The following is a 26892-nucleotide window of genomic DNA, read 5'->3' as shown; positions in this document are numbered from 1 at the left end:
GTCGAATTTCCGGGCTATCCGTGAATCCATGTGAAGAAAGAAAAACCACTATTGACCTTCTCTCGAAATGACCGTATAAAGATCGGGCAGGATTTCAAGCGGCGAGTGAATTGGTCTTTCTTGGTTCGCCCCTCAACGGTACTCCGGTGGTCCTATTACCCCTTCCTTGATTTTCGTGCACCCCTCACTAGGCTTCGGCCTTATTTTTCATTTTTAGGAACAAGTAATATGGGAACCGGTACCGTCAAGTGGTTCAATGACGCAAAGGGCTTTGGCTTTATCACCCCGGACGACGGCGGCGAAGATCTGTTCGCGCACTTCTCGGAAATCCGCATCGAAGGCTTCAAGACGCTGCAGGAAAACCAGAAGGTGACGTTTGAAGTGAAGACTGGCCCGAAGGGCAAGCAAGCCGCGAACATCAAGCCGGCTTAAGCTCGACGAGTCCTGCCAGGACATACGAAAAACCCCGCATTGGCGGGGTTTTTTTATGGCTGTCGCGCGCCGGGGTTATTAACCTCGCGGATTATTAGCCGTTAAGTCGCGCAAGCCTCGGACGCCTGGCCGCAGCAGCCGGCAGCGCGCCCGGTTACGGTTGGCCGAACACGCGCCGCGCGTGAATGCCGAGCCCGGTCGCGACGCTGGCGAGCCGGTCGCCGAACACCGGCCGCGCCTGCGGAAACGCAGCGGACAGCGCGCCGGACAAAAACGCCAGTCCGGTCGAACCGCCGGTGAAGTAAAGCGCACTGACGTCCCGAGCCGCCACGCCGGCCGCTTGCGCGGTGTCGCGCGCGGCCTGCACGATACGCTGTGTCTCGTCGCGGCCGGCTTCGACCAGTTGCGCCTCGTCGAACGCGAGCCGCAGATCGTCTTCGACGAGATCGAGATCGATCAGCGTCTCGCCGCCTGCAGCTACGCCGATTTTTGCCTCTTCCGCGCGCGCGGCCAGCGCATGACCCAGACGCCGCTCGACTACCCGCATCAGCCGGTCGTGGTGCCGCGCGTTCGAATACAGATGCCGCATCAGCCCCAGTTCAGTGGCGCGCTTCGGCCCGTACACCGTGTTGATCAGATGCCAGGTGGCCAGATCGAAGTACACCCGGTTCGGCACTTCGCGTCCTTCCGGATCGATTGACTGATAGCCGAGCTGCCGCAGGATGGTGGAGAGTTCGACGCGGCGGTCGAAGTCCGTGCCCGCGACGTGCACGCCGTGGTGCGCCAGCACGTCGTCCTTGCGCTCGAGCCGCGCCATGCGCTGCGGGCCGACGCGCACCAGCGAGAAGTCCGAGGTACCGCCGCCAATGTCCGCCACCAGCACCAGCCCCTCTTCGGTCAGGTGCGACTCGTAATCGAATGCCGCGGCGATCGGCTCGAACTGGAAATGGATCTCGCGGAAGCCGACCGCGCGGGCGGCCGCCTCCAGTTGCTGTTGCGCGAGCCGGTCGGCGCGCGGATCGTCGTCGACGAAGAACACCGGGCGGCCCAGCACCGCGCGTTCGAGCGACACGCCGGCGCGCGCTTCCGCGCAGCGTTTCAGGTGCGTCAGGAAGATCGCGATCACGTCCGTGTAGCGGATCGCGCTGCCGTCGCCGAGATCGGTGGTGGTGTCGGCGAGAGCGGAACCGAGAATGCTCTTCATCGAGCGCATCAGGCGGCCGTCGAAGCCGTCGATATACGCTTCGAGCGCCGCCCGCCCGAATTCGCGGGTGTTTTCGTCGGTATTGAAGAAGACCGCGGTGGGCAGCGTCGTGTGGTCGCGCTCGACTGGCGCGAGGCGCAGCGTATCGCTGCCGTCGGGCACCGCGACAGCCGAATTCGACGTTCCGAAGTCAATCGCGCAAAAGGTCATGGAATCGGGGCAGCGTCATGGCGGCAGTTGCCGCTCATGCCAGCGCGAGCATAGGAGAGTCGGGCTTTTTAACACGAAAGCGTAAAACGCATCAACCACTGCGATGCAATGCCTGCTCGATCTGTCGGCGTCGCTCGTTACCGCATAAAACAGGAACAGGGCGCGGAACGGAATTTGCGGCCCGGAGACGGTTCGGCCGCTCGCCCGCTCATCGAGTTGCTCGCAAAGCTGCTTAAGCCGAAGCGCCGCCCATTTACGGAGACCTGCGCCCATGTCCGAACCGCCCGCCAGCACGGCTGCCTCCCGTTCAGACAAATCCGACGACACACGCGGCCCGTCCACGCCAGGCAGCGCGTCGCAGCAGATCGTCGATACCGACTTGCCGGCGCGGCTCGACCGGCTGCCGTGGGGACGTTTCCACACGCTGATCGTGGTCGCGCTCGGCGTCACGTGGCTGCTCGACGGGCTCGAAGTGACCCTGGCGGGTGCCGTCGCCAGCGCGCTGAAGGCCAGCCCGACGCTGCATTTCAGCAACGCCGACGTCGGCCTGACCGGCAGCGCGTACATCGCCGGCGCGGTGCTGGGTGCGCTCGGTTTTGGCTGGCTGACCGACCGTCTCGGCCGACGCAAACTGTTCTTCATCACGCTGGCCCTATATCTCGCGGCCACCGCCGCGACGGCGCTTTCGTGGAACCTCGCTTCGTTCATGCTGTTTCGCTTTCTGACCGGCGCCGGCATCGGCGGCGAGTACACCGCGATCAACTCGACGATCCAGGAATTCACGCCGGCGCGGGTGCGCGGCTGGACCGATCTCGCGATCAACGGCACGTTCTGGATCGGCGCCGGGCTCGGTGCAGCTGGCTCGCTGGTGCTGCTCGATCCGGGCCTGCTGCCGCCCGACTGGGGCTGGCGCGCCTGCTTCCTGATCGGCGCGGCGCTGGCGCTGGCGATCCTGCCGATGCGCAGATGGATTCCGGAAAGTCCGCGCTGGCTGCTCACGCATGGCGACGAGCCCGCCGCGCGCGGCATCGTCGAAGATATCGAGGCGCGCTTTCGGCGCGACGGCCATGCGCTGCGCGACGACGAACCGCTCAAGCGCCTGCGTCTGCGCGCCCGCGCGCACACCACGCTGCGCGAGGTGCTGCACACACTGTTCGCGCGGCACCGGCAGCGCTCGCTGGTCGGCCTGTCGCTGATGACCGCCCAGGCGTTCTGCTACAACGCGATCTTTTTCACCTATGCGCTGGTGCTGACCGATTTCTATGGCGTGCCGGGCGACCATATCGGCTGGTATCTGCTGCCGTTCGCGCTCGGCAACTTTACCGGGCCGTTGTTCCTCGGCCGGCTATTCGACGTGATCGGCCGGCGCAAGATGATCGCCGCAACCTATGCGATCTCCGCGCTACTGCTTACGCTGAGCGGCTATATGTTCCAGCAGCATTGGCTAACCGCGACGACGCAGACGATTACATGGATGGTGATTTTCTTTTTCGCGTCCGCGGCGGCGAGTTCGGCGTATCTGACCGTCAGCGAGTCGTTTCCGCTGGAGATTCGCGCGCTGGCGATCGCGGTGTTTTATGCGTTCGGCACTGCGCTAGGCGGGGTCGCCGGGCCTGCGTTCTTCGGCCGGCTGATCGACACGCACCAGCGCACCGAGGTGTTTGAGGGTTATCTGGTGGGAGCGGCGTTGATGCTGGCGGCCGCGGTCATCGCGGCAATCTGGGGGGTGGACGCGGAGCGGCGCTCGCTGGAGAGCGTGGCCGCGCCGCTTTCGGCGGTCGATGACGATTGACGGATGCAGTGTGCACGGCGATGTGACGCCGGGTGGCACGCAGGCGATCGCTGTCGATTGCCTGATGTCACCGGATCGCCGCCACCACCACCACCACCGCGTGCACCGGTTCCACCTCTGCCGGCATTAAAACGCCTTCTTCCACGCGCCGGCGTAAGCCACCTCACCCAGCGCAAAACGCGTGCGCACCGATTTCTCGCGCTCGCGCAGCACCGGGTCGAGCTTGTCGACATCGCCATAGTGGCCGAGCGCGATCATTGCAATTACCTCGACGTCGTTCGGAATCGCAAACGCGCTGCGGAACGCGTTGACATCGAAGCCGCTCATCTGATGTGCGCCGAGGCCGAGCGCGTGCGCCTGCAGTACCAGCGACAACGCCGCGGCGCCCGCATCGTACGGCGCGCAGCGGTTCACTTCGCCCTTGCTGGTCAACGTGTGTGCGGTGACCGCGATCAGCACCGGCACGGAGCCATTCCAGCCCTGATTGAACGGCACCAGCGTGGCAAAGGCCTTCTTGAAAGCGACTTCATCGGCGGTGCGATCGAACACCATCAGACGCCACGGCTGCGCGTTATACGACGAAGGCGCCCAGCGCGCGGCTTCCAGCACGGCGCGCAACTGCTCGTGGCTCACCGGTTCGCTCGAAAACGCACGCGGGCTCCAGCGGCCTGCCAGAAGTTCGTGAATCGGTACGTCGGTGGGTGCGATTTTTGTGGTCATACGCGTCTCACGGTCGAAGTACAGGAACGACGGGCGGCTGCCCGAAGCCGCATAGGATAACCCGGAGGTGCGGCGACGCACCATCGTTCGCTTCGCTGACGCTGCGCTGAAGCCCCGCGATACGCGGCGCGCATGGAGGGCGCCGCGTATCGCCGTTCGGCGTGAGTCAAGACACGCTGAGAAGGTCCGCCCGGGTGAATTGCTCGGGCGGTCCGCTCGCGCAACACGTCCTGGCGATCTGCTCAAGCGGTCCACCTGATGCGATCAGGCCGCCTGCACCGCCACACGACGCGGTCCACGGTTGATACGCAACACGATCACCGCTGCGATCAGGCACAGTCCACCCGAAATCATCGAAGCCACCGTGTAGGTGCCGAGGCTCGAACGCAGCATACCGGCGCCCAGCGCAGCGAACGCCGCGCCCAGCTGATGGCCCGCGACCACCCAGCCGAACACCACGGGCGCGGCTTCCTTGCCGTACACGTCGTTGGCGAGCCGCACGGTAGGCGGCACCGTGGCGATCCAGTCGAGCCCGTAAAAAACCGCGAAAATCGGCAAGCCGAAAAAGTCGATGCCGAACGCATGCGGCAGATAAATCAGCGACAGCCCGCGCAGCCCGTAGTACCAGAACAGCAGCACACGTGCATTGAAACGATCCGACAGCCAACCGGACAGCGTGGTGCCGAACAGATCGAAAATGCCCATCGCCGCAAGCAGCGAAGCGCCCTGCACTTCCGACATGCCGTAGTCACCGCACATCGCGATCAGGTGCGTGCCGATATAACCGTTGGTGCTCGCACCGCAGATAAAAAAGCTGAAGAAAAGCAGCCAGAAGTCGCGCGTCTTGCCTGCCGACGCCAGCGTGCCAAACGCGATTGCCAGCGGGTTCTGTTTGGTAGCGTCGGTTCGGGGCGGCGCATCGGCCGGCTCGCCATAAGGCCGCAGCTCCAGATCCGCCGGCCGCTCGGGCAGCAGGAACGCCACCAGCGGAATCACGACTGCCGCAGCGATCGCCACGGTCCAGATCACCGGCCGCCAGCCGTGATGTTGTGCAATCGCCGCCAGAAACGGCAGGAATACCAGCTGGCCGGTGGCCGAACTGGCGGTCAGCAAGCCCATCACCAGACCGCGGCGCTTGGTGAACCAGCGGTTGACGACGGTCGCCGACAGCGTCAGCGCCGCGACCCCGGTCGCGCTGCCGACCATCACGCCCCACGTCATGATCATCTGCCACGGCGCCGTCATCATCGACGACACCGCTACACCGGCCGCCATCACGACCAGCGCCGTAAGCAGCGTCGGGCGGATGCCGAAACGTTGCATCGCCGCCGCGGCGAACGGCCCCATCAGCCCATACAACGCGATGTTCACCGAGATGGCGAGTGAGATCGTCGCGCGGCCCCAGCCGAGATCGTGCTCGAGCGGCACCATCATCACGCTCGGCGTAGCGCGCGTGCCCGCCGCGGCTAGCAGCACGAGGAAGGTGACGGCCACGGCCAGCCAGCCGTAATGGAAACGCCCGCCGACTAATCTTGCAACCCAGTTCATCCGTTCTACTCTCCATTAAAACGGGCCGTTCTGCGAAAGACGCCGCGCGTTGTTTGTCTGATTTTTACGATAAGCGAGAACGACTTGTGACTGACCCGTCACAATCGTGTTGCGATGGTATTGACCGATCGGTAACATGTCAAGGTAACCATACGCCAGCAAGGGATGTCATGAACGACTCACGGCCCGTCAAAGCCTCCGCCCGGCGCGCCGCGCCAGCCCGCGGCAAGCCGCGTGCAGCAGCGGGTGCGGCGCAGCGCGTCGGCGGCAGCCGCCGTCCGAATACCAGCGCAGCCGATGCGCACGAGCATCTACTGCGCGCTGCCACCGAACTGTTCTATCGCGAAGGCGTGCGCGCGGTCGGCGTGGACGCGGTGGTCGAGAAAGCCGGCGTCAACAAGATGAGCCTGTACCGGCAGTTCGCATCGAAAGACGATCTCGTCGTTGCGTACCTCGAATTGTCGGATCGCGAGTTCTTTGCGCGCTTCGACCGCAGTATCGCCAAGCATCCCGGCGATGCCGCGAAACAGCTCAACCAGTATTTCGCGGATCTCGCGCGGCGTGCGTCGAAAGAAGATTATCGGGGCTGCCCGTTCCTCAATGTAGCCGCGGAGTTTCCGGATGCGTCGCACCCTGCGCGGCTGTGCGTCAGCCGCAACAAGACCCGCTTGATCGAGCGGCTCAATCAGCTTGCGATGCAGGCCGGCGCGCGCGATCCGATGGAACTGGCCGACGCGCTGGCGCTGCTGATCGAGGGCATTTACGCAGCGAGCCAGACCTACGGCCCCGGTTGCGGGCCAATCACGATTGCACCGACCATCGCCGCGCAACTGATCGCGGCGGCCTGCGCGGATGAACCAGTAGAATAGCGGACCCGTTTTTATGCCCTGCCTGTAGCGAGTCCCGACATGCCCGCGTCTTCGTCCCCCGCCGATGCTGAATCCGACGCCGCCCACGCTGCAATCGTGGCGGCTACGCGTCATTGGCTGACGCGCGCGGTAATCGGCCTGAATCTTTGTCCGTTCGCGAAGGCCGTGCATGTCAAAGGCCAGATCCGCTATGCGGTCAGCGAGGCCGCTAACCTCGAGCGCGTGCTGGAAGACCTCGAAAGCGAATTGCGTCGGCTCGAAGCCGCCGATCCAGACGCAATCGACACCACGCTGCTGATCATTCCGCATGCGCTCGCCGATTTCGTCGACTACAACGACTGTCTGTTCTTTGCCGACCGGCTGCTCAAGCAGTTGCGCATGGAGGGCACGGTGCAGATTGCGAGCTTCCACCCGCAATACCAGTTCGAAGGCAGCGAGCCCGACGACATCGAGAACTACACGAACCGCGCGCCCTACCCGATCCTGCATTTGCTACGCGAAGCGAGCATCGAGCGCGCCGTCGCTGCGTTTCCGGACGCCGCGGAGATCTACGAACGTAACCAGGAAATCTTGCGGCGTATCGGGCACGCAGGCTGGCAACAGTGGATGGCGACGCCCGCCGACGATTGACGCTGCAGCGACCGCTGCGACGTTTCGCATCCCGCCCTTTCAGGCCGCCACAAAAAACCGCTCGCGCAATTCCCCCAGCCCGAGCGTATCCATCACCTCATTGAGCCGCTCCGCCGGCCGGCGCCGAGGCAAATCCTTGTAGTGCGCGATGATCAGCTCGTTTTTCATCGAGTGTTCCCAGCCCACCAGTTCGGTCACGTTGACCTGGTAGCCGTGCGCTTCCAGTTGCAGGCAGCGCAGCACATTGGTGATCTGGCTGCCGAATTCGCGCGTATGCAGCGGATGCCGCCAGATCTCGGTGAGCGCGTCGCCGAGCGACTTGCTCTTGTTCTGCTTCAGCACACCCGCCACCTCCGCCTGACAGCACGGCACGACCACGATGTACTTCGCACGCTTTTGCAACGCGAAGCGGATTGCGTCATCGGTCGCGGTATTGCACGCGTGCAGCGCGGTCACGATATCGACGCTCGGCGGCAGCCGGTCCGACTCGATCGACTCCGCCACCGACAGATTCACAAACGACATCCCGCCAAAGCCCAGCCTTGCCGCCAGCGCCTCGGACTTCGCCACCAGCTCTTCGCGCGTCTCAATGCCATAAATATGCGAGCTATCGCGCAGTTCCTTGAAGAACAGGTCGTACAAAATAAAGCCGAGGTAAGACTTGCCGGCGCCGTGATCGACCAGCGTGAGCGCGCCTTTCGTTTCTTTCAGATCTTTCAGCAGGGGCTCGATGAACTGGAACAGGTGATAGACCTGCTTCAGCTTGCGACGGCTGTCCTGATTCATCTTGCCGTCGCGGGTCAGGATGTGCAGTTCTTTTAGCAGTTCGACAGACTGGTTCGGCCGAATCTCGTGGGTTTTGCTTGACATCGAAGGACCATGCCACCGATTGCACGATCAACGTGCGACAGGTGACGGAAAAAGGGAAAAGATGCTGCCAGTTTACCCAAACCGCGAGCGGCCGGCTTTTCGGCAGCCCGCGAAACGGTGCGCGAACACCATTTCAGGAACGCTTTATGCATCGCTGGACCCCGAACGGGCGCTGCATGAGCCGCGTAACGTGCAGCGCTACAAACGGACGGCATACGCCGCCGCCGCGCGTCGCGCGCCATAACGACAAGGCTGCCGGTCGCCGATACGACATGACGAACCGGTAACGATGGGGGAAGGTCGTACCCGGCAAGCGGGCACGGACGCAACCTAACCTGAAGCGTGCCGCGACTGTTCACAGGAAGCGCGCTCGGAACGAATGAGGCGGCAATGAATACGATACCCAACGGAAATGCGGAGCAGAAATTTCAGGAGTTGCTCGCGAAACTGACGGCCACCCCCGAGTGGTCGGAAAAGCAGCAACTGGAACTGGAAATGGCGCGCGATATCTCGGTCGAGATGCTGCGGCTCGCCGAACACATGCGCGACGGCAGCGTCGACCTCGAGGCTTGCCTGACGCTACTGAAATACGCGAAGGTGCTCGACTTCGTGATGACGACGCTCGCGTCGCGGCGCGACATCAAACCGCAAACCTTGCGGGTGATTTTCAAGCTGGCTGGATTGAAGGTAGATGAAGCCTATCCGGGCTGAGCGGCAATGCAACAATGCTTGTCCCAAGGTCTGGCACGTTACGACGTGCGGGCAACACGGTGAACGGGCAAGCCGATCTTTGACAACCTTGACGCGCTTGTTGCCCGAGCGCGCTTCAACCTCCAGGCGGCGCGGTTCGGCAAAACCAATGGCTACGAACAGCGCCTGCTTTTCCCGTGTCAATCATCGCGCATCACGCATTGCGCATGCTGCACCGCACATGACGCAGATGTGCCGCGCGGTTCGCGCATAGTCTGCGTTTTCACACGCGCAGGACCATCCAGACAAACGCGCCAATCGGCTATCCTGTGAAGCGTTCGCGGGACGGCAGCAGCACGCCTGCGTTCATAACAACAGGCTTACCGCCCCCTTGCTGCGATATCGGTTGCACACCATCCCCGAGGACTGCCCGATGTTGACTGAACGCCCCACCGCCCACGCCGTCATCCGCCTGCATCCGAACGACGACGTGATCATCGCCACCCGCCAGCTGGTATCCGGCACGCGCATCGACAGCGAAGACCTCGTCGTCGCCGGCCTGATTCCGCCCGGACACAAGATCGCCACGCGCGCGATCGCCAGCGGCGAACCGGTGAAACGCTACAACCAGATCATCGGCGTCGCGCGCAGCGCGATCGCGCGCGGGCAACATGTTCATATGCACAACCTCGGCATGGCCGAGTTCGCGCGCGAACATGAATTCGGCGTCGACGTGCATCCGACCGCCTACGCCGCCGAGCCCGCGCATTTCATGGGCATCCGCCGCGCCGACGGGCGCGTCGCGACGCGCAACTTCATCGGCGTGCTGACCAGCGTCAATTGTTCGGCAACCGTCGCGCGCGCGATCGCCGAGCACTTCCGGCGCGACATTCACCCTGAAGAACTGGCCGACTACCCGAACGTCGACGGTGTGATCGCGCTGACGCACGGTCTCGGCTGCGGCATCGATACGCATGGCGAAGGCATGACGATCCTGCGCCGTACGCTGGCCGGCTATGCGGTGCATCCGAACTTTGCGTCGGTGCTGTTCGTCGGGCTTGGCTGCGAAGCGAACCAGATCGCCGGCGTGCTCGAAGCAGGCGGTCTTTCCGGCGATCAACCGAAGCTGCGCAGCTTCACGATTCAGGACAGCGGCGGCACCGTGAAGACCATCGAACGCGGCATCGCGATGGTGCGCGAGATGCTGGCGGACGCGAATCGCGCGACGCGCGAAGCGGTGCCGGCTTCGCACCTGAACGTCGGCTTGCAGTGCGGCGGCTCGGATGGCTACTCGGGTATTTCGGCAAACCCGGCGCTCGGCGCGGCAGTCGACCGGCTGGTACGGCATGGCGGCACCGCGATTCTGTCCGAGACGCCCGAAGTCTACGGCGCCGAACATCTGCTGACGCGGCGTGCGGTAAGCCGCGAGGTTGGCGAAAAGCTGCTCGCGCGTATCGCGTGGTGGCAAGACTACTGCACGCGCAACAACGCGGCACTCGACAACAACCCGTCGGCGGGCAACAAGGTTGGCGGCCTGACGACGATTCTCGAGAAATCGCTCGGCGCAGTCGCGAAAGGCGGCACCACCAATCTGGTCGACGTGTACGAATACGCGCAGCCGATCGCCGCGAAGGGTTTCGTGTTCATGGATTCGCCCGGCTACGACCCGATGTCGGCGACCGGCCAGGTCGCGTCCGGCGCGAACCTGATCTGCTTTACCACCGGGCGCGGCTCCGCATACGGCTGCGCGCCGTCGCCTTCGCTGAAACTTGCCACCAACAGCGCGCTGTGGGCGCGCCAGCAAGACGATATGGACATCAACTGCGGCGGCGTCATCGATGGCAGCGCGACGATCGATGAACTCGGCGAAGCGATCTTCCAGATGATGCTCGACTGCGCGTCGGGCACGCGCTCGAAAAGCGAAGTGCATGGATATGGGCAGAACGAGTTTGTGCCCTGGCAAGTCGGTGTCGTGACCTGAAATGCGATGTGTTCGCGTGCGCGTTCATGCGCCGGCATGCGCGCACGGTCAGTCAGGCGCTGCGCGGCAGGTCCAGAGGCGGCGTGCCTTCATGAAACATCGTCTTCAGTTGCGAGCGCAGTTCAGGCGAGTCTTCATGCTTGTGCACGGCAACCGCATGCTGCACGGCCGCTTCGAGGAGCTCGCCTTCCGAATTGGCACTCAGCGCAACCGAGCATCCGACATCGCTCGGACATTCGCGGCAATCGATGAATACGCGTGACATGGCCATACTCCTCAGATGAAAAGCGCGACGCACGGCCTGCGTGCCTCGTGGCGTCCACGTCGTAGCGGCAAGATCAAGGATGGTCGGCGAGGTGAGCGCGTGGAAACGACGCAGAAAGCGTCGGCGGGGTGGGTGAAAAAAGTATAGGTCGCGCGGCACCGAAAAACGCTCGGTGCAAGCGCTTAGGGCGGCGTGTGCAGCGCGCCTGAGCCACGATCCACGGGACGGACGGGCGATTGGTGGAGTCGTGGACTGTGCGCGTGCAGGTCGCGCGTGGCGTGGCGTGTGCGTGTGCGTGTGCGTGTGCGTGTGCGTGTGCGTGTGCGTGTGCGTGTGCGTGTGCGTGTGCGTGTGCGTGTGCGTGTGCGTGTGCGTAGCGTGGCGTGGCGTGGCGCGTGCGAGCTGCGGCGGCATGCGGCCCACCGCCGCGAGGCCGGCGCGCCGGCTCGCTTCAAAGCCTTTTGGGCACGGCTACCGGTGTATGGGAAAATGCGGCGCGGCCCGCTTCGCCGATGCGCTCGGCATGCCCTACACCGCTCCACTCCCACGCTTTCGAATGACCTTCAACGCATGTCGACTCTGCACGATCGCCGTAGCGTCGCCGTGATCGGCGGCGGCCCCGCCGGCCTGATGGCTGCCGAAGCACTCGCTCAACACGGCGTACAGGTCGATCTCTACGACGCGATGCCTTCGGTCGGCCGCAAGTTTCTGATGGCCGGCAAAGGCGGCATGAACATCACGCACTCGGAACCGCTCGAACCGTTTCTCGCACGCTACGGCAAGCGCCGCGAACAGATCGCGCCGCTGATCAACCGCTTCGGCCCGGATGCATTGCGCGCGTGGCTCGCCGAACTGGGCATCGATACTTTCATCGGCAGTTCGGGCCGCGTCTTTCCCACCGACATGAAGGCCGCGCCGCTGCTGCGCGCGTGGCTGCATCGGCTGCGGGAATCGGGCGTGCAGTTTCACATGCGGCACAAGTGGCTCGGCTGGGCTGAAACCGAAGGCAAGCACGCGCGGCACGCACTGCGCATGCAAACGCCCGACGGCGAACAGCTACTCGATGCCGATGCGGTTGTGTTTGCGCTGGGCGGCGGTAGCTGGCCGCGGCTCGGCTCGGACGCTTCGTGGGTTGAGCTGTTCGAGCAGCGCGGCGTGCCGGTCGCGCCGCTGCGCCCGACGAATAGCGGCTTCGATGCCGACTGGAGCGAACACTTTCGCGAGCACTACGCCGGGCAGCCGGTGAAGGCAGTCGCCATCGCGGTGACGGATGTCGACCGGCAGCCGTTGCGTCGTCAGGGCGAGTTCGTCGTGACCACGAGCGGGGTGGAAGGCAGCCTGGTCTACGCGCTTTCCGCGGCGATTCGCGAACGCATCCTCGCGGATGGCGAAGCCGTGATCCATCTCGACCTGGCGCCCGGCTTGAGCGAAGCGCGCGTGATCGAGGAAGTGACGCGGCCGCGCGGCTCGCGCTCGATGTCGAGCCATCTGCAAAGCCGCATCGGCATGGCGGGCGTGAAGCTTGGACTGTTGCACGAATGTCTTTCAAAGGAAGCGTTCTTCGACGCCGCGCAGGTCGCGCGTGCGATCAAGGCGCTGCCGCTGCGGCTCGTGCGCGCGCGGCCGCTGGCGGAGGCGATCAGCAGCGCCGGCGGCGTGCCGTTCGAAGCACTCGATGCGCAGCTGATGGTGCGGCAACTGCCTGGCCTGTTCTGCGCGGGAGAAATGCTCGATTGGGAAGCGCCGACCGGCGGGTATCTGTTGACCGCCTGCTTTGCGAGCGGACTGGCTGCCGGGCTCGGTGCGCTGAACTATCTGGCGAGCGCGCGGCGCTGAACCAGATGCGCGGACTCAGACAATGACGGCCGTTGCCTGAGTCCGTGCCGCTTCCCGCTGCGGCAGCAAACACGAGGGAGCCGCGCCGTTCACCGCTACGGCGGCAAACACAAGAGAGCCGTGCCGCTCACCGCTGCAGCGGCAAACACAAGAGAGCCGTTCTGCCCACCGCCGCGGCGGCAAACACAAGGGAGCCGTTCTGCTCGCCGCTACGGCGGCAAACACATGAGAGCCGTGCCGCTCACCGCCGCAGCGGCAAACACGAAGAAGCCGAGGCGTGTTGCGCCCTTCAACCAACCTTCAACGCACCTTCAACCGCCACAGCGACGTCACTTCAGCGACCCGCGCCTTGTGCAGCGGATCGGACGGATCCGTCGCTTTCGGGTGACGCGGCTTGATATCGTCGCGCCCGACGACGACGAGTCCCGCCTGTTCGATCGCCGCGAGCAGCGTATCGCGCGTGCGCATGCCGAGATGTTCGGCGAAGTCGGACAGGATCAGCCAGCCTTCGCCGTTAGGCTCGAGATGCTCCGCGAGACCGTTCAGAAAGCCCAGCAGCATGCGGCTTTCGTGATCGTAGATCGCGTATTCGATCGGCGACGCGGGCCGTGCCGGCAGCCACGGCGGATTACACACGACCAGCGGCGCGCGGCCCGGCGGAAACAGATCGGCTTCGATCACTTCGACGCGCCCGTTCAGGCCGAGCCGCTCGAGATTTTCCCGCGCACACGCGAGCGCGCGCGGATCCTGATCGGTAGCGACGATCTTGCGCACGCCCCGTTTGGCAAGCAGCGCGGACAGCACACCAGTGCCGGTGCCGATATCGAACGCTTTCGCGAACGCCAGCAATGGCGCGCGCATCACCAGATCCAGATATTCGCCGCGCACCGGCGAGAACACGCCGTAGTGCGGGTGAATGCGCTCGCCAAGCGCGGGAATGTCGACGCCCTTCTTGCGCCACTCATGCGCGCCGACCAGCCCCTGCAATTCGCGCAGCGACACCACCGACGCCTCATCGCCGGGCGGCCCATATACTTCGGCGCAGGCCTGCTGCACATCGGGCGCGCGGCGCAGCGGGATCGTGTAGTCGGCGTCGAGCGGGATCAGCAGCATGCCGAGCGTACGGGCACGCTGCGATTGCGCCTGACGATGCAAGTTGAACGCATCGAGCAATGAAGCCGCCTGTTTGCGCGGCTTGCGTTCGAGACGGCGGGTGATCGCCTGCAGCAGTTGCCGCGCGTTCTGGTAGTCGCCGCGCCAGAGCAGCGCGGTGCCTTCGCAGGCGAGACGATAGGCGGCATCGGCGGTAGTGCGGTCGTCGGCGATCACCACGCGTTTGGGCGGCGGCACGGCGGCTTCGGAGTGCCAGCGCGCGGAACGCGGGCCGTCGGCTTCGGGCCAGGTGATGGTGGGCAATGCAACGGGTGTGGGTGTGGTCATGGACTAATAGCGCAGGCGGAGCAGAAGGATTCGCGGCCGTCGCGCGGAAAAGCAAAACGGACTACGCGACACAATGCAGCACATAGACCTGTCTGACAACCGAAAGCGGCTCGGCGTTTGCGGCTACCCAGTGCGACGCCAGGCGGAAGGTAGGCGCTGAGCCGGTCGCCGCTGAACCAGCCGGGGCATCTGCTATGATTGGCTACCCAATAAAGCGATGTGGCTCGACATGCTGCCTTGCGTTGAATAGCCACCCAGAGGGCCTGCCGTGCGGAACGATCCGACTGCCGAAAAAGTGCGCGACCACCTGCTGAACAGCGGCGTGCAGCACGGCGACAAACTGCCGACCGAACGAGCACTCGCCGAACAGTTCGGCGTGTCGCGCAACGTGATCCGCCGGGCGTTGCTGGCGATGGAAGTCGAAGGCCGCATCGTTCGCAAGGTCGGCAACGGAACCTACCTCGTCGAGACCACGGGCACGCCGGCAGCCGCCGGCAAATCCACCGATGCGATCAGCCCGGAACTCGCGTTGCGCGACGTCAATCCGCGCCAGATCCTCGAAGCGCGCATTGCGCTCGAGCCAAGCCTCGCGGCGCTCGCGGCAATCAATTGCACCAGCGCGGATCTCGAACATCTGATCGACTGCGCGCAGAACTATCACCAGGCACAGGACTTCGAGTCATACGAGCGCGCCGACGAAGCCTTCCATCGCGCGATCGCGCTAGCGACCCACAACTCCGTGCTGATCCGCGCCTATGACGCGATCACGGCCGCCAACGCAAAAGCGGAATGGGGCAAAATCCGCCAGCGTTTCCTGACGGCCGAACGCCGCGTGTTCTCGCGGCAGGAGCACGATGCGATCCTTACTGCGTTGCGCGAGCGGGATGCGGCCGCCGCGGATAAGGCGACGCGGGCGCATCTGCGCTGCGTCGAATCGGCGTTGTTGCGGCAAGCTGAATGACGCAGCAACGCGCCGGCCTTAGCGCGGCAGCAGGTCGTCACTCGGAGCAGTCGGAGGCCCGCGCGACAGCGAGCGCAGACATCAGCCCGGCTTGCGGCCATTCACATAAGGCGAAAGCGCATCGGCGATCATCGTGTTGACCGGCACCGCGACGTCCGTATCCTGCGCGAGCGAGACGACACCGCCACCGAGCCACGGCAACTCGATGCGATTGCCCTTCTGCATGTCGTGGAACATCGACGAGGTCATCGTGTACGGCAAGCCGTCGACCAGCCGCATGCACTCGTCCGCATAGTTCCCGGGCAGCGCGACGCCGTGCGCGCGGCCAACCGCGACGCCTTCGGCAATCACCGAGCGCAGCACCCGGCGGCTGCCTTCGTTTTCGCGAATCGGGCCGATCGTCAGATGCGTGAGGCAGGTCATCGACGAAAGCCCGACGAGGAACACGTACTTCTCCCACAGCACGCGGGCAATGTTGTCGGCCAGCGTCGCGTCGACGCCGACCGAAGCGAAGCTCTCCACCAGTTCGGCGCTACGAGGCCGCTTCTGCCCATCGTATTCGCCGAGCCGGATGCGTTGCAACGCGCCCGTCTGAGCGATTACGCCAGGCCGGCCGATCGTCGTGGCGACATAGCCGACGCCGCCGATCACCGCGTCGTCGCCGAACACCTTGTGCAGCATGTAGTCCTTGATGACGCCGTTCTGCAGCGAAAGCACCACGGTTTGCGGACCGGCGATCTTCTTGAGGTCCTGCGCGACCTGTTCCAGATCCCACATCTTCACCGCGATGATGATCAGGTCGGGGCGCCCGAGCTGTGCGATGTCATCGGTCGCGTTGACGCGTGCGGAGAAGTTGTTGCCGAGGTCGTTCTCGACGTGCAGGCCGCCTTCCTCGATCGCGCGCAGGTGAGCGCCGCGCGCGAGGAAGGTCACGTCGTGTCCGGCCTGAACAAGCTTGAGCCCGTAGAAGCCGCCGACGCCGCCCGAACCGATTACTGCGATTTTCATGGTTTATGTCGTGATGGGTAGCCAATTTGGATAATGGCTATGTTGGTTCAACAAGCCGGTGATGTCAAACACAAATGTGGACGTCTCTTTTCGCGCGGCGGCTGGATGCGACAACAGGCATGGAACCAAGCACCGAAAGGCATTCGAAGGATAGACGCCAACATTTGCGTGCTTTGTCGGCACGCGAGAGGCATCACGAATGGCTACCCATTAAGGGTAAGATACGCTGCCAATGGTTCACTTTTTGGTTACGATCAGGCTTTTGCTGGTTTATAACGAACCTCAGCACGTCGTCTCGCAGCGGGACTCGGTCGAGGCTGCATCGTCGACGCCTTCGCAACAACTCAGGAGTGGAAAAGTGAGTGTTGAAGACTCTTCACCGGCCTTGCCGTCAGGCCTGCATATATCGGCCATCCGAACGCGCTTCGTGAAGGTACCGATGCGCTTCCCGCTCGGCACGAGCGCAGCCCGCGTCACGGCGGCACCGCTACTGTTGCTCGATCTGGAAACGAAGGAAGGCGTGGTCGGCCGCAGTTATCTGTTCTGCTATCGGGACAGCGGCGCAAAGGCGATCGCGCAGATCGTCAGCGAGGCGGCTGAACTGATCGCAGGCATGCCCGTCTCGCCTCACGCGATCGGTGCCTTCCTCGAACGACGCTACGCGCTGCTCGGCGTAACCGGCGTCACCCGGATGGCGCTCGCGGCCATCGACATCGCGTTGTGGGATGCGCTCGCGGTCGCCGCCCATCAGCCGCTCGCCATGTTTCTCGGCGGCAGCCTTGCGCCGGTTCCCGCGTACAACAGCGACGGGCTGGGCATGATGCCGGCGAACGAAGCCGCCCAGGAAGCGCTCAAGCTGCTCGAGCCCGGCTTCCGCGCGGTCAAGCTGCGGCTGGGTCACGCCGATCCGAAGACAGATCGCGCGGTCGCGCAGGCAGTGCGCGCGGCAATCGGCGACTCGGTCGACCTGATGGTCGACTACAACCAGGCGTTGACGGTGCAGGATGCGATCCGGCGCGGCCGCGATCTGCTCGATCTCGACATCTACTGGCTCGAAGAACAGATCCTTCATCGCGATTTGCGCGGCTACGCGGCGATTGCCTCCGAATTGCCGATCCCTGTGCAGCTCGGCGAGAACCTCGATGGGCCCGATGCCGTGTACGACGCGGTGTCGATGAATGCCGCGGACTTTCTGATGCTCGATATCGCGAGGATCGGCGGCGTAACGGGATGGCAGCGCGGCGCCGCGATTGCTGCGGCGCGCGGCGTGCCGGTGTCGTCGCATCTGTTTCCCGAGATCAGCGTGCATCTGCTGGCGGCGACGCCGGGCGCGCACTGGCTCGAATACACCAGTTGGGCCGAGCCGATTCTCGAGGAGCCGCTCGCGATTGCCGACGGTCATATCGCGCCGGCCAACCGGCCGGGACTCGGCCTGCAGTGGCGCGCAAGCAGCGTCGAGCGATATCGCGCGGATTAGGCGGTAAGTCGCTGCGGCATAAGCGCACCCGGATTCGCCATTCAGCTTTCTCGAACGGCAAATTCCGCGGCGGCTGTGTGGCCTGGAAACCCTAAGCGAGAACCGTGATTAGCGTGCCGAGCACCGACGAGATCGCGCTGGCCGCTTCGCTGGCCGCGGTGGGAGCAGCCTGCGCGCTTTGCACAGCGCCGCCGCCATGGTCATGGTGGCCGGGAATGTGAAATTTCATCTCAGTGGACGACTTGCTGGCTGACGACGCGTTGCCAGCCGGCTGCTGGTGCTGATGGACGGCGCTGCTGGAGATCGGTGACATCGACATGATTTTTTCCTGATATCTGCGGTTTCGACGGCTTGCCCTGTTGTCGTTAACGGCGGCATCGCCCCATAACTTGATACCGGTAAACCCGAAAAAATCCCGCAAAACCGAAAGCATACTGACATCAATCGAAAGCGACTCAGTGGTGTGGACGGCGGTCAAAGCTGCTCAAGGAAACGCGCCCCACCACGCGGCGGCGGCCACGATCAGCAACTGCAGCACGGCCAACCCGACGCTTTGCCGAAGCAGGCCCGTCACGCCGCGCACGCGTGCGTCGAGCGACCTGCCGGCTTTCGCCTGATCGATCCAGCCGAGTTGCAGCAAGGCCTGATCCAGCGCACCGAGCCCATCGGCTTCATTCAGCGTGACGGTGGCGTGAACGAGCGCGGCGAACAGGCGGCGGTCGATCGTCACGCGAATCAGCAGCCATAGCGTCAGCGCGGCGACCAGAACGCTCACGGCACTCACCGCGACGCATGGCCACGATCGCAGCGTGAACGCCAAGCCAAGCCCAAGCCATGCCGCCACGTGCGAACAAAGCACCACGATCAACGCAGCGTCGAGCAAACCGCGCGCCGCAGACAGCTTGAAATGTGTCGATGCCACCTGCTCGCTCATCACGCACGCTCCTTGAGTGCTTCCGCACCCGCGCACCGGTCGATAAAGCGCTGCAGCACCGCGACGCTCTGTGCGGACACCACCGCCTGCGGCCTTGCTTCGCGCAACCGCTCAATCACCTCGTTCGCATCGCGCAGGCCCAGATGCACAGCGAGCCACGCGGCAACGCTCAAGACGCTGCGGGAATAGCCGAGCGCGCAGCACACCAGTACCGTGCGCCCTTCGGCGCGCAACTGGTCGATCGCGGTGACGGCTTGCTGCAATTGAGCGAGTGTCGGCGCTAGCAGATCGAGTTGCGGCACGCACACATGGCGAATCTGCGGATCCGTGCGTGCCCAGCGCGGCATCTCAGCCGTCAGATCGACGATGCCAGTCACGCCCGCACGACGCAGATCGCGCCGCGTCGGCGTGCGGCCGATCAACACCGCATCGCCGACTGGCGAAGGCGCGGGATGTCGAAACGTCCACGCCCGCGAGTTGAGAAACGCGCCGAGCATCGTCGGCGCGAACAGCGCGTGAGTGGCGCAAGCGAGCGCACCCGATTCGTTCTTCTGAAACCACGCCGCGTCCACCTGCCAATAAACGACTGCCACGCACAGCAACGCCAACGCCACCCAGCCGACCAGCAACGCGGCCAGTACCGAAACCGGCAACACGAAGCCGACCACCACAAGCAGCGCCACTGCACCGGCTGCATAGAACCGCGCGATACGCCGTGCGCGAGCGAGCGTGGCGACATCGGTCACCTCTTGTGCAACACGTGCGCGACGCCGCACTGGAAACATAAATAACGCAAAGCAGCCGACCGCTGCGCCGGTCGGCACGTCGACCAGATGATGTTGATACGTGGTCAGTACCGAGATGCCGATCAACGCGAACCACGCATGCAGAACCCAGCGCCACACGCCGCGCGCCCGCATCGCATACACGGCCCACAGCACGACCAGCAGACCGATATGCAGCGACGGAGCCTGATTGAACGGTTTGTCGAAGCCGGCCAGCAGCGTGAAGAGCGCGCCGGCCGCGCCATCCGCCACGGGACGGTCGAAACCGAAGCGCAACGGCCACGCGATGAAGCACACCACCGAAATGACCTGCACCGTCAGCAGCCGCTTCACGTGATCGAGCAGATCCGCGCGCCACTTCCACAGAAAGAATGAAATCGCGTACAGCAGATCGATCGACCAGTACGGCACGATGGTCCACGGCCAGAAGGGAATCGCATGCTCCCACGCGAAGCTGAACGACGGTACATGTGCATGCTGTCCTGCAAGCCAGTTCGCGAAACCGTAACTCGAGAAGAACACTGCGCCCATCGCGGCGAGCAACAGTACTTTGGCGCCAAACGTCGCAGGCTGCTCGTTTGTTTCATCCGAGGCCGGACCCGGCAGCGCATAACTCATACGTCGGCCATCCGCTGCGCGAGACTCACCGTGAAGATGCCCCACTCGTCGATCTGCTGCGCAACCTTGCGAAAGCCGGCACGCGCGACGAGTTCGTCCAGCTCGGCCTGCGAGCGGCGTCGCATCACCCACGCGGGTTCGCCGCGATGATTCTTCAGCGTACGTGCAATGAATTCGAGCTGCGGATGCCACGGCTGCCCGGTATAGACGAGGTAGCCACCCGGCGCCACCGCTCGGGCAAGGCCATCCAGCGAAGCGCGAATCGGCGCGTTGTCGCTGAACAGTTCGTAAAGACCCGACACGATCGCGAGCGTCGGACGAGGCTCGAGCCTGGCCAGCGATTCGGCGTCGAACGCGTCGCCCAACTGGAACGACGCCTCGGCGCCGAAGCCCTTTTCAACCAGCAATAATCGGCCCGCGTCGACATTCGGCTGGCTGTAGTCGCGCAGCAGAACCTGTTCGACAGGCGCGCGGCCGCGCGTGGCATCGGCAATCGCGTCGAGCACATAACGGCCGTGACCCGCGGCGATGTCGACGATACGCACCGGCTGGCCGTCGCGCTGAAGTCGCGCGATGGCATCGGCGATCAGCGCTTCGATGTTCAGCTTGCGCTGACGGATGCCGCGCCAACCGATCGAGTCCAGATAGTTGCGGTCGATCAGCTTGCCGAGCGGCGAGCGTCCTTGCGCGCGATTGCGATACACGTAGTCGAGCGTCGAGCCTGAGTCGAAACCCCGCTCGAAGCCGAGCGCAACGCCCGACGACAGCAGGCTCGAAAAGCGCAGGCCAGCGCGCACCAGGCTCCAGTACGCCGCCATCAACGGCGGCGGCGGGCGCTTCAGGCTCGTGTATTCGTCGAAGAACGGCCCGCGCAGATGCGCATCGAGCAACGACACAGGTGCCTGGCGCGCATCGTATTCGCGCAGCACAAACTCGCGGATCGGCGCGACCGCCTTGCTGCGCTCCAGTTCGCCGAGCGTATCGTGATGAAAACCGTCGAGCACGATGCGCTGCTTGCGGGTCGCACTCAGGCGCTCGAAAAACTGCTCCTGCGGCTTGCGGTGCACGACCCAGTCGGCGCCGGAAATCAGCACCTGGGTCGGCACGGTGATCGCGGCCGCATCGGCGACCACGCGTTTGGCCATGTCGTGCAGATCGAGCAGCATGTTGACTGCAATCGCCCGCGCGATCAGCGGGTCGGACTGATAGCTGGCGATCCGTTCCGGGTCGTGCGTGAGCAACTTCGGCTTCACATAACTGTTGACGAAGAAGCGCCCACGCAGCCGGTACATCAGGCGCAAGCCAGGCATCGCAAGCGGCACGTATAGCTTGATTCTGAACGCCGGCGACGCGAGCACCAGCGCACGGACCGGCGGCGCGTAGTCATGCACCCACGCCGCCGCGAGCACGGCGCCGACGCTCTGACCGATCACCGCGATGTCTTCGATCGCCACACCGAAGGTGTCGCGAATATGCTCGACGAAGGTCTGGATATCGCGCACCGATGTCGCCGCGCTCGGGCTATAACCGCGTTCTCCCGACGAGTGTCCATGACCGCGTGCATCCCACGCGAAGAACGCGTGTCCGGGCAGATCGAGTTCGTCAACCAGATGCGCCATCCGCGCGGAATGCTCATGGCCGCGGTGAAACAGGATCACGGCGCCGCGGCGCGCCACGTCGTTCCCGACCGGCCAATGCCGGTAGAAAAGCTGCTGGCCGTCGTGCGTGGCGAACGTCCGTTCTTCGGCGTGGCGAAAGGTCATGGTCGCGTCCTGATGCAAGAACTGCGGCTGAGAATCCTGCGCAAAACAGCGCGTGGAGGCGAAACTGCGTTCAGCGATGCCGATGAAACCGTTTCTTCTCAAGCGGGTTAGCGCGACCTAGCGTGTTTCAGCGACACCGTTGTTCACGCGCTTGACGATCGTGATCAGCGAGAGCACCACGAGTGCGCGCCACAGCCAGTCGGCCCACGACGCTACCGGCAAGCTAAGCCCGACCCACAACCCGAATACGCCGACGGCTACCGCCCGATCGCTCTTGCCAAGCGGTCCATCGTAACGGCGGCTCGCGCCGGCGAGCGGTCCGATCAAACCCGCGCATTCGACGATCACCGCGATTAGCGCGAAAGCCCAGATATCGGCCGGATTGAATGCGGGAATCACTAGAAAAGGTAAAACCAGCGCAATGTCGGATACGATGTCGCCGAGTTCGTTGAAATAGGCGCCAAGCGCACTTTTCTGGCCGAATTCGCGCGCCAACATCCCGTCAACGGCATTAAGCGCCATCCGCAAGAACAGCCAGACCGGTAACAGCAAAAATAACCGGTAATTCGGAAAACCGAGTCCGGCGATCAGCCCTACCAGAATCGAACCCAATGCGGCGGCAAGCGTAACCTGATTGGCCGTGACGCCCGCCTGTGCGAGCCACCGCACCAATGGGCGCAGTAAATTCTGGAACTTCGGCTTCAATGCGTAGACGCTCATTTTTTTATCTCGACCAGGTCAGCAACGTAATCGTGCGATATATCCGGCGCCCACGCGATGCATTTCCCGTGATGGGAAACAGCGTCATCCTCTTTTAAACGCGGCAAAACGTCAAGGCGCTCGAAAGGTGACCGCCGATATGGTGTGTCGCGTGGAAACTCGGCATAATGCGGCGACTGAAAGCCTTGCCGGATTATTAATTGAAATAGCCCTTCACCATGACGCTGCGGCTAGCCGCGAGGAGCGCTGTCCATGAGTTGCATTCAATGAATATCTGGCACGCGTGGCAGCGGGATTTTCTGCTCGGTGTGGTGCGCCTCGTGGCGGGCGCTTATCCGGTCTGGCACGACACAGCACCGGGCGCCACGCAGAAAATCTACTTCTCGAATCATACGAGCCACATCGATACGCTGGCGATTCTCGCCGCGTTGCCGCGCGAATTGCGCGCGCGCGTGCGCCCGGTCGCCGCTCGCGATTACTGGCAGCACGGCAAGCTGAAAACGCATATCGCCAATCATTTGCTGAACGTGGTGCTGATCGATCGCAAGCACGAAGGCGACAGCGATCCGCTCGAGCCGGTGCGGGAGGCGTTGCGGCTCGGCTACTCGATCATCATTTTTCCGGAAGGCACGCGCGGTGCCGACGCGCTGCCGCAGCCGTTCAAGAGCGGACTGTTCCGGCTCGCCAGCGAGTTCCCGGACATCGAGCTATGTCCCGTGTATCTCGAGAACCTCCAGCGCATCATGCCCAAGGGCGCGATCTGGCCGGTGCCGTTGATCTGCAAGGTGAACTTCGGCGCCAACCTCGCGCTCGCGGACAACGAACCCAAAGCGGATTTTCTGCAACGCGCGCGCGACGCCGTCGTCGCGTTGTCACCGGTGCGTCAACCCACCTGAATGCGGTTCAACACGATACGGATCACCACACACTATGCGCACAGCGTTCTGGGAACTCGTGGCCGGCGTGACCGGCTTTCTGGCGATCGCGTCGGTGATCGGCGCCATTCTCGCGTGGCGTGACGGCGGCAAAAGCGCGACCATCGCCAATCTGAACCAGCGGATCCGCGCCTGGTGGGGAATGATCGCGATTATGGCGATCGCGATCGGACTTGGACCATCGGCTACGTATGTGGTCTTCGCACTTGCGTCGTATCTCGCGCTGCGCGAATTCATCACGCTCACGCCTACTTCGCCGAGCGATCACACCACGCTGTTTATCGCGTTCTTTATCGCGATTCCGGTGCAGTACCTGCTGCTATGGGTGAACTGGTATGGGATGTTCTCGATTTTCGTGCCGGTGCATCTGTTCATTACGCTATCGCTGGTATCGGCGCTAACGCAGGACACGCACGAATTCCTGAGCCGCAACTCGAAGATTCACTGGGCGTTGATGGTCTGCGTGTATGGGTTGAGCTATGCCCCTGCGCTGTTGATTCTCGATATCCCGCATTACGAAGGGCAAAACGCGTTGCTGCTGTTTTTCTTTTTGCTGGTCGTGCAGATCAGCGATGTATTCCAGTACGTGGTCGGCAAGCTGTTTGGCAAGCACAAGATCGCGCCGCGTTTGAGTCCGTCGAAGACCGTCGAGGGTTTTATCGGTGGCGGCTTGCTGGCTACGTTGTGTGGCGCGGCGCTGTATTGGGTCACGCCGTTCAACTTCGGCGCAGCGTTTCTGATGTCGCTTGCGATCGTGGTCGCGGGATTCGTTGGCGGACTGGTTTTGTCGGCCGTCAAACGCTCGCTCGGCGCGAAAGACTGGGGCTCGATAATCGCCGGCCACGGCGGTGCGCTGGATCGGGTCGATTCGATCTGCTTTGCGGCGCCGGTGTTCTTTCACCTCGTGCGCTATCTGTACGTGCAGTGAGCTTGATCGGACATCGACCGGAGCGGAAATAAAAAAACCCGCGAAGCCTTGCGCTATCGCGGGTTTCTGAATTCCGAGGACGACCTCGGAAAGGTATTTGGTGCCGGCTGCAGGACTCGAACCCGCCACCTGATGATTACAAATCAACTGCTCTACCAGATGAGCTAAGCCGGCGTGAGACCGCGATTCTACTTCATTTCACGACCTTGAGGTGACCCCTTCCACCTTTTGCGCCGTCGTCGTCGGGACGCGAACCGTCGTCGTCGGAAGCGAGCTTGTCTGCCGCCGCGCTTGACGATGTATCCACTACGGCAATCTCGTTGCTTCTTGGGCCTTCGCGTGCCGGCCGGTCAGCATCCTCAGCGTCTGCATCCGACTCCGAATCGGCCGCCTCACCGCCCGCCGATTCCACCGGGAATGCCATGCCCTGCCCGTTCTCGCGCGCGTAGATCGCCAGCACGTTCGCCACCGGCACTTCGATCTTGTGCGACTTGCCCGAGAAACGCGCGCTAAACTCGATCCATTCGTTGCCCATCTGCAGCTGGCTGGTCGCCTCGAAGCTGATGTTCAACACGATCTCGTTGTCGCGCACGAACTGGCGCGGCACGCGTGTCTGGTTGTCGACTCGCACCGCCACATGCGGCGTGTAACCGTTATCGGTGCACCACTCGTAGAGCGCGCGCAGCAAATACGGCTTCGTGGAAATTTCTTGCATCAACAGTCCTCATGCCGGGCGAGCGGCCGCGTCCCGGTACGCGGCGCGCGCCCAAAGCCACACTCAACTTAACGACGCATCACCTTTTCCGACGGCGTCAGCGCTTCGATATAAGCCGGACGGCTGAAAATACGCTCGGCGTATTTCATCAGCGGCGCAGCGTTCTTCGACAGTTCGATGCCGTAGTGATCCAGGCGCCACAACAGCGGCGCGATCGCGACGTCGAGCATCGAGAACTCTTCGCCGAGCATGTACTTGTTCTTCAGGAAGATCGGCGCGAGTTGCGTCAGGCGGTCGCGGATCGCGAGGCGCGCCTTCTCGTGGTTCTTCTCGGCGGCCTTGCCCTTCTCGTTCTCGAGCGTGCCGACGTGCACGAACAGTTCCTTCTCGAAGTTCAGCAGGAACAATCGCGCGCGGGCGCGCTGCACCGGGTCGGCCGGCATCAGCTGCGGATGCGGGAAGCGCTCGTCGATGTACTCGTTGATGATGTTCGATTCGTACAGGATCAGATCCCGCTCGACCAGAATCGGCACCTGACCATACGGATTCATCACAGCAATGTCTTCCGGCTTGTTGAACAGGTCGACATCGCGAATTTCGAAATCCATGCCCTTTTCGAACAGCACCAGCCGGCAACGCTGGGAGAAGGGGCACGTAGTGCCGGAATACAGAACCATCATGTTTACGTTTCCTCAAAAAGCTGAAGGGCCGTCGCGCGGAAAAACCGTCCTGCAGGTTTTACCTTGCGCCGGCCCCACACCCGCTACGGTGTGTTTATTTGATATCTTTCCAGTACGCCGCGTTCAGCCGCCAGGCGAAAAAGCTCAGCACGCCAAGGAACAGCAGCACCCAGACACCCAGCTGCTGGCGGGTTTTCTGGGTCGGTTCGGCCATCCAGGACAGGTACGCGACGAGATCGGCCACAGACGAATCATAATCTACCGGCGACATCGTCCCTGGCGTGACCTGCTGGTAACCCACGAACTTGCGCACTTTTTCCTTCGTATGTTCGTCGACATCGTCTTCGAACTTCGCCGTGCGTTGCCCCTGCAGCTGCCATAGCACGTGAGGCATGCTCACGTTCTCGTACACCATGTTGTTCCAGCCGGTGGGCCGCGTATCGTCGCGGTAAAAGCTGCGCAGATACGTGTACAGCCAATCGCGGTTGTGCGCCCGGGCTTCCACCGAAAGATCCGGCGGGGTCGCGCCGAACCACGCCTTCGCGTCGTCCGGACGCATCGCGACGGTCATCGTGTTGCCGACCTTGTCGGTCGTGAACAACAGGTTATTCTCGATTTCCTTCTGCGGAATGCCCAGATCCTGCAACCGGCTGTAGCGCATCAGGCTCGCGCTATGGCAATTCAGACAGTAGTTTACAAACAATTGCGCGCCATGCTGCAGCGAAGCGAAATTGTCCGCATTATCGGGCGCCCGGTCGAGCGGAAAATTTTCATCCGCGTAGGCCGGGGCGGCCGTCAGCATACACAGCGTCGCGCCGACCAGCGCGAGCATCGAAAGCAGCTTTCTCATGTTCTTGTCTCCTCGCTTGCGATCATGTGGG

Annotated in this window: 26 protein-coding genes and 1 tRNA gene; 11 read left to right on the top strand and 16 right to left on the bottom strand. The window is 63.4% G+C overall.

What is annotated here, in order from left to right:
- The first annotated feature begins 228 nt into the window (after positions 1 to 228).
- The gene (locus tag ACYVNQ_RS05345; RefSeq protein ID WP_460901228.1) at positions 229 to 432 is read left to right on the top strand and encodes a cold-shock protein; all 204 of its coding nucleotides are present in this window, start codon (positions 229 to 231) and stop codon (positions 430 to 432) included.
- A gap of 154 nt (positions 433 to 586) precedes the next feature.
- Here ACYVNQ_RS05345 and ACYVNQ_RS05340 read toward each other — a convergent pair whose 3' ends face one another.
- The gene (locus tag ACYVNQ_RS05340; RefSeq protein ID WP_460901227.1) at positions 587 to 1846 is read right to left on the bottom strand and encodes an Hsp70 family protein; all 1260 of its coding nucleotides are present in this window, start codon (positions 1844 to 1846) and stop codon (positions 587 to 589) included.
- A gap of 271 nt (positions 1847 to 2117) precedes the next feature.
- Between ACYVNQ_RS05340 and ACYVNQ_RS05335 the strand changes: the two genes are divergently transcribed.
- Positions 2118 to 3638 (top strand): MFS transporter, encoded by a 1521-nt coding sequence (locus tag ACYVNQ_RS05335; RefSeq protein WP_460901226.1) that lies wholly within the window; start codon positions 2118 to 2120, stop codon positions 3636 to 3638.
- A 126-nt stretch (positions 3639 to 3764) separates the two neighbouring features.
- On the opposite strand, the gene ACYVNQ_RS05330 is transcribed toward ACYVNQ_RS05335, so the two are convergent.
- Positions 3765 to 4358 (bottom strand): nitroreductase family protein, encoded by a 594-nt coding sequence (locus ACYVNQ_RS05330; protein WP_460901224.1) that lies wholly within the window; start codon positions 4356 to 4358, stop codon positions 3765 to 3767.
- Between the two features lie 264 nt (positions 4359 to 4622).
- Positions 4623 to 5906 (bottom strand): MFS transporter, encoded by a 1284-nt coding sequence (locus ACYVNQ_RS05325; RefSeq protein ID WP_460901223.1) that lies wholly within the window; start codon positions 5904 to 5906, stop codon positions 4623 to 4625.
- A 170-nt stretch (positions 5907 to 6076) separates the two neighbouring features.
- On the opposite strand from ACYVNQ_RS05325, the gene ACYVNQ_RS05320 reads away from it, so the two are divergent.
- Both ACYVNQ_RS05320 and ACYVNQ_RS05315 read left to right on the top strand, forming a co-directional pair.
- Positions 6077 to 6775: a TetR/AcrR family transcriptional regulator gene (locus ACYVNQ_RS05320; protein ID WP_460901221.1), complete on the top strand. Its 699-nt coding sequence runs from the start codon at positions 6077 to 6079 to the stop codon at positions 6773 to 6775.
- A gap of 39 nt (positions 6776 to 6814) precedes the next feature.
- The gene (locus ACYVNQ_RS05315; RefSeq protein ID WP_460901220.1) at positions 6815 to 7405 is read left to right on the top strand and encodes a DUF1415 domain-containing protein; all 591 of its coding nucleotides are present in this window, start codon (positions 6815 to 6817) and stop codon (positions 7403 to 7405) included.
- Positions 7406 to 7444: 39 nt separating this feature from the next.
- On the opposite strand, the gene ACYVNQ_RS05310 is transcribed toward ACYVNQ_RS05315, so the two are convergent.
- A complete protein-coding gene (locus ACYVNQ_RS05310) occupies positions 7445 to 8275 on the bottom strand; it encodes a class I SAM-dependent methyltransferase (protein ID WP_460901219.1) in 831 nt (276 codons plus the stop codon).
- Positions 8276 to 8665: 390 nt separating this feature from the next.
- Between ACYVNQ_RS05310 and ACYVNQ_RS05305 the strand changes: the two genes are divergently transcribed.
- Positions 8666 to 8986 (top strand): DNA-binding protein, encoded by a 321-nt coding sequence (locus ACYVNQ_RS05305; RefSeq protein WP_460901218.1) that lies wholly within the window; start codon positions 8666 to 8668, stop codon positions 8984 to 8986.
- 412 nt (positions 8987 to 9398) lie between these two features.
- On the top strand, positions 9399 to 10946 hold the full coding sequence (locus tag ACYVNQ_RS05300; RefSeq protein WP_460901217.1) for a UxaA family hydrolase: 1548 nt from the start codon (positions 9399 to 9401) through the stop codon (positions 10944 to 10946).
- 52 nt (positions 10947 to 10998) lie between these two features.
- Here ACYVNQ_RS05300 and ACYVNQ_RS05295 read toward each other — a convergent pair whose 3' ends face one another.
- Positions 10999 to 11211: a DUF1059 domain-containing protein gene (locus ACYVNQ_RS05295; RefSeq protein WP_460901216.1), complete on the bottom strand. Its 213-nt coding sequence runs from the start codon at positions 11209 to 11211 to the stop codon at positions 10999 to 11001.
- 570 nt (positions 11212 to 11781) lie between these two features.
- Between ACYVNQ_RS05295 and ACYVNQ_RS05290 the strand changes: the two genes are divergently transcribed.
- A complete protein-coding gene (locus ACYVNQ_RS05290) occupies positions 11782 to 13047 on the top strand; it encodes a TIGR03862 family flavoprotein (RefSeq protein ID WP_460901215.1) in 1266 nt (421 codons plus the stop codon).
- Between the two features lie 300 nt (positions 13048 to 13347).
- Here the strand turns inward: ACYVNQ_RS05290 and ACYVNQ_RS05285 are convergent, their stop codons facing one another.
- Positions 13348 to 14487: a methyltransferase gene (locus ACYVNQ_RS05285; protein WP_460901214.1), complete on the bottom strand. Its 1140-nt coding sequence runs from the start codon at positions 14485 to 14487 to the stop codon at positions 13348 to 13350.
- A 268-nt stretch (positions 14488 to 14755) separates the two neighbouring features.
- Between ACYVNQ_RS05285 and ACYVNQ_RS05280 the strand changes: the two genes are divergently transcribed.
- Entirely contained in the window at positions 14756 to 15448 is a 693-nt protein-coding gene (locus ACYVNQ_RS05280; protein ID WP_460901213.1) for a FadR/GntR family transcriptional regulator, read from the top strand.
- 81 nt (positions 15449 to 15529) lie between these two features.
- Here the strand turns inward: ACYVNQ_RS05280 and ACYVNQ_RS05275 are convergent, their stop codons facing one another.
- Positions 15530 to 16456 (bottom strand): ketopantoate reductase family protein, encoded by a 927-nt coding sequence (locus ACYVNQ_RS05275; RefSeq protein WP_460901212.1) that lies wholly within the window; start codon positions 16454 to 16456, stop codon positions 15530 to 15532.
- Between the two features lie 358 nt (positions 16457 to 16814).
- Between ACYVNQ_RS05275 and ACYVNQ_RS05270 the strand changes: the two genes are divergently transcribed.
- Positions 16815 to 17933 carry an enolase C-terminal domain-like protein gene (locus ACYVNQ_RS05270; protein ID WP_460901211.1) on the top strand — a complete coding sequence of 373 codons (1119 nt, stop codon included), beginning with the start codon at positions 16815 to 16817 and terminating at the stop codon, positions 17931 to 17933.
- A 91-nt stretch (positions 17934 to 18024) separates the two neighbouring features.
- Here ACYVNQ_RS05270 and ACYVNQ_RS05265 read toward each other — a convergent pair whose 3' ends face one another.
- From ACYVNQ_RS05265 to ACYVNQ_RS05245, 5 genes are all read right to left on the bottom strand, one after another.
- The gene (locus ACYVNQ_RS05265; protein WP_460901210.1) at positions 18025 to 18411 is read right to left on the bottom strand and encodes a hypothetical protein; all 387 of its coding nucleotides are present in this window, start codon (positions 18409 to 18411) and stop codon (positions 18025 to 18027) included.
- A 6-nt stretch (positions 18412 to 18417) separates the two neighbouring features.
- The gene (locus ACYVNQ_RS05260) at positions 18418 to 18867 is read right to left on the bottom strand and encodes a hypothetical protein (RefSeq protein ID WP_460901209.1); all 450 of its coding nucleotides are present in this window, start codon (positions 18865 to 18867) and stop codon (positions 18418 to 18420) included.
- Positions 18867 to 20270 carry a phosphatase PAP2/dual specificity phosphatase family protein gene (locus tag ACYVNQ_RS05255; protein WP_460901208.1) on the bottom strand — a complete coding sequence of 468 codons (1404 nt, stop codon included), beginning with the start codon at positions 20268 to 20270 and terminating at the stop codon, positions 18867 to 18869. Before ACYVNQ_RS05255 ends, ACYVNQ_RS05260 begins: the two co-directional genes overlap by 1 nt.
- Entirely contained in the window at positions 20267 to 22033 is a 1767-nt protein-coding gene (locus ACYVNQ_RS05250) for a bifunctional alpha/beta hydrolase/class I SAM-dependent methyltransferase (protein ID WP_460901207.1), read from the bottom strand. The genes ACYVNQ_RS05255 and ACYVNQ_RS05250 overlap by 4 nt, the downstream gene beginning before the upstream one ends.
- Before the next feature lie 117 nt (positions 22034 to 22150).
- Positions 22151 to 22753 (bottom strand): CDP-alcohol phosphatidyltransferase family protein, encoded by a 603-nt coding sequence (locus tag ACYVNQ_RS05245; protein ID WP_460901206.1) that lies wholly within the window; start codon positions 22751 to 22753, stop codon positions 22151 to 22153.
- A gap of 266 nt (positions 22754 to 23019) precedes the next feature.
- Between ACYVNQ_RS05245 and ACYVNQ_RS05240 the strand changes: the two genes are divergently transcribed.
- Together ACYVNQ_RS05240 and ACYVNQ_RS05235 are read left to right on the top strand one after the other, a co-directional pair.
- Entirely contained in the window at positions 23020 to 23649 is a 630-nt protein-coding gene (locus tag ACYVNQ_RS05240) for a lysophospholipid acyltransferase family protein (protein ID WP_460901205.1), read from the top strand.
- A 34-nt stretch (positions 23650 to 23683) separates the two neighbouring features.
- Entirely contained in the window at positions 23684 to 24616 is a 933-nt protein-coding gene (locus tag ACYVNQ_RS05235; protein ID WP_460901204.1) for a phosphatidate cytidylyltransferase, read from the top strand.
- Between the two features lie 98 nt (positions 24617 to 24714).
- Here the strand turns inward: ACYVNQ_RS05235 and ACYVNQ_RS05230 are convergent.
- The 4 genes from ACYVNQ_RS05230 to ACYVNQ_RS05215 form a co-directional block, all read right to left on the bottom strand.
- Positions 24715 to 24790: transfer RNA gene (locus ACYVNQ_RS05230), tRNA-Thr, on the bottom strand.
- 19 nt (positions 24791 to 24809) lie between these two features.
- Positions 24810 to 25331, bottom strand: a complete 522-nt coding sequence (locus tag ACYVNQ_RS05225) for a ClpXP protease specificity-enhancing factor (RefSeq protein ID WP_460901203.1) — start codon at positions 25329 to 25331, stop codon at positions 24810 to 24812.
- Positions 25332 to 25399: 68 nt separating this feature from the next.
- Entirely contained in the window at positions 25400 to 26011 is a 612-nt protein-coding gene (locus ACYVNQ_RS05220; RefSeq protein WP_006052302.1) for a glutathione S-transferase N-terminal domain-containing protein, read from the bottom strand.
- Between the two features lie 94 nt (positions 26012 to 26105).
- Positions 26106 to 26861, bottom strand: a complete 756-nt coding sequence (locus tag ACYVNQ_RS05215; RefSeq protein ID WP_460901202.1) for a cytochrome c1 — start codon at positions 26859 to 26861, stop codon at positions 26106 to 26108.
- Between the last annotated feature and the right edge of the window lie 31 nt (positions 26862 to 26892).

Source organism: Paraburkholderia jirisanensis (genome assembly GCF_054782355.1).
This window is presented reverse-complemented; position numbering and strand designations above follow the sequence as displayed.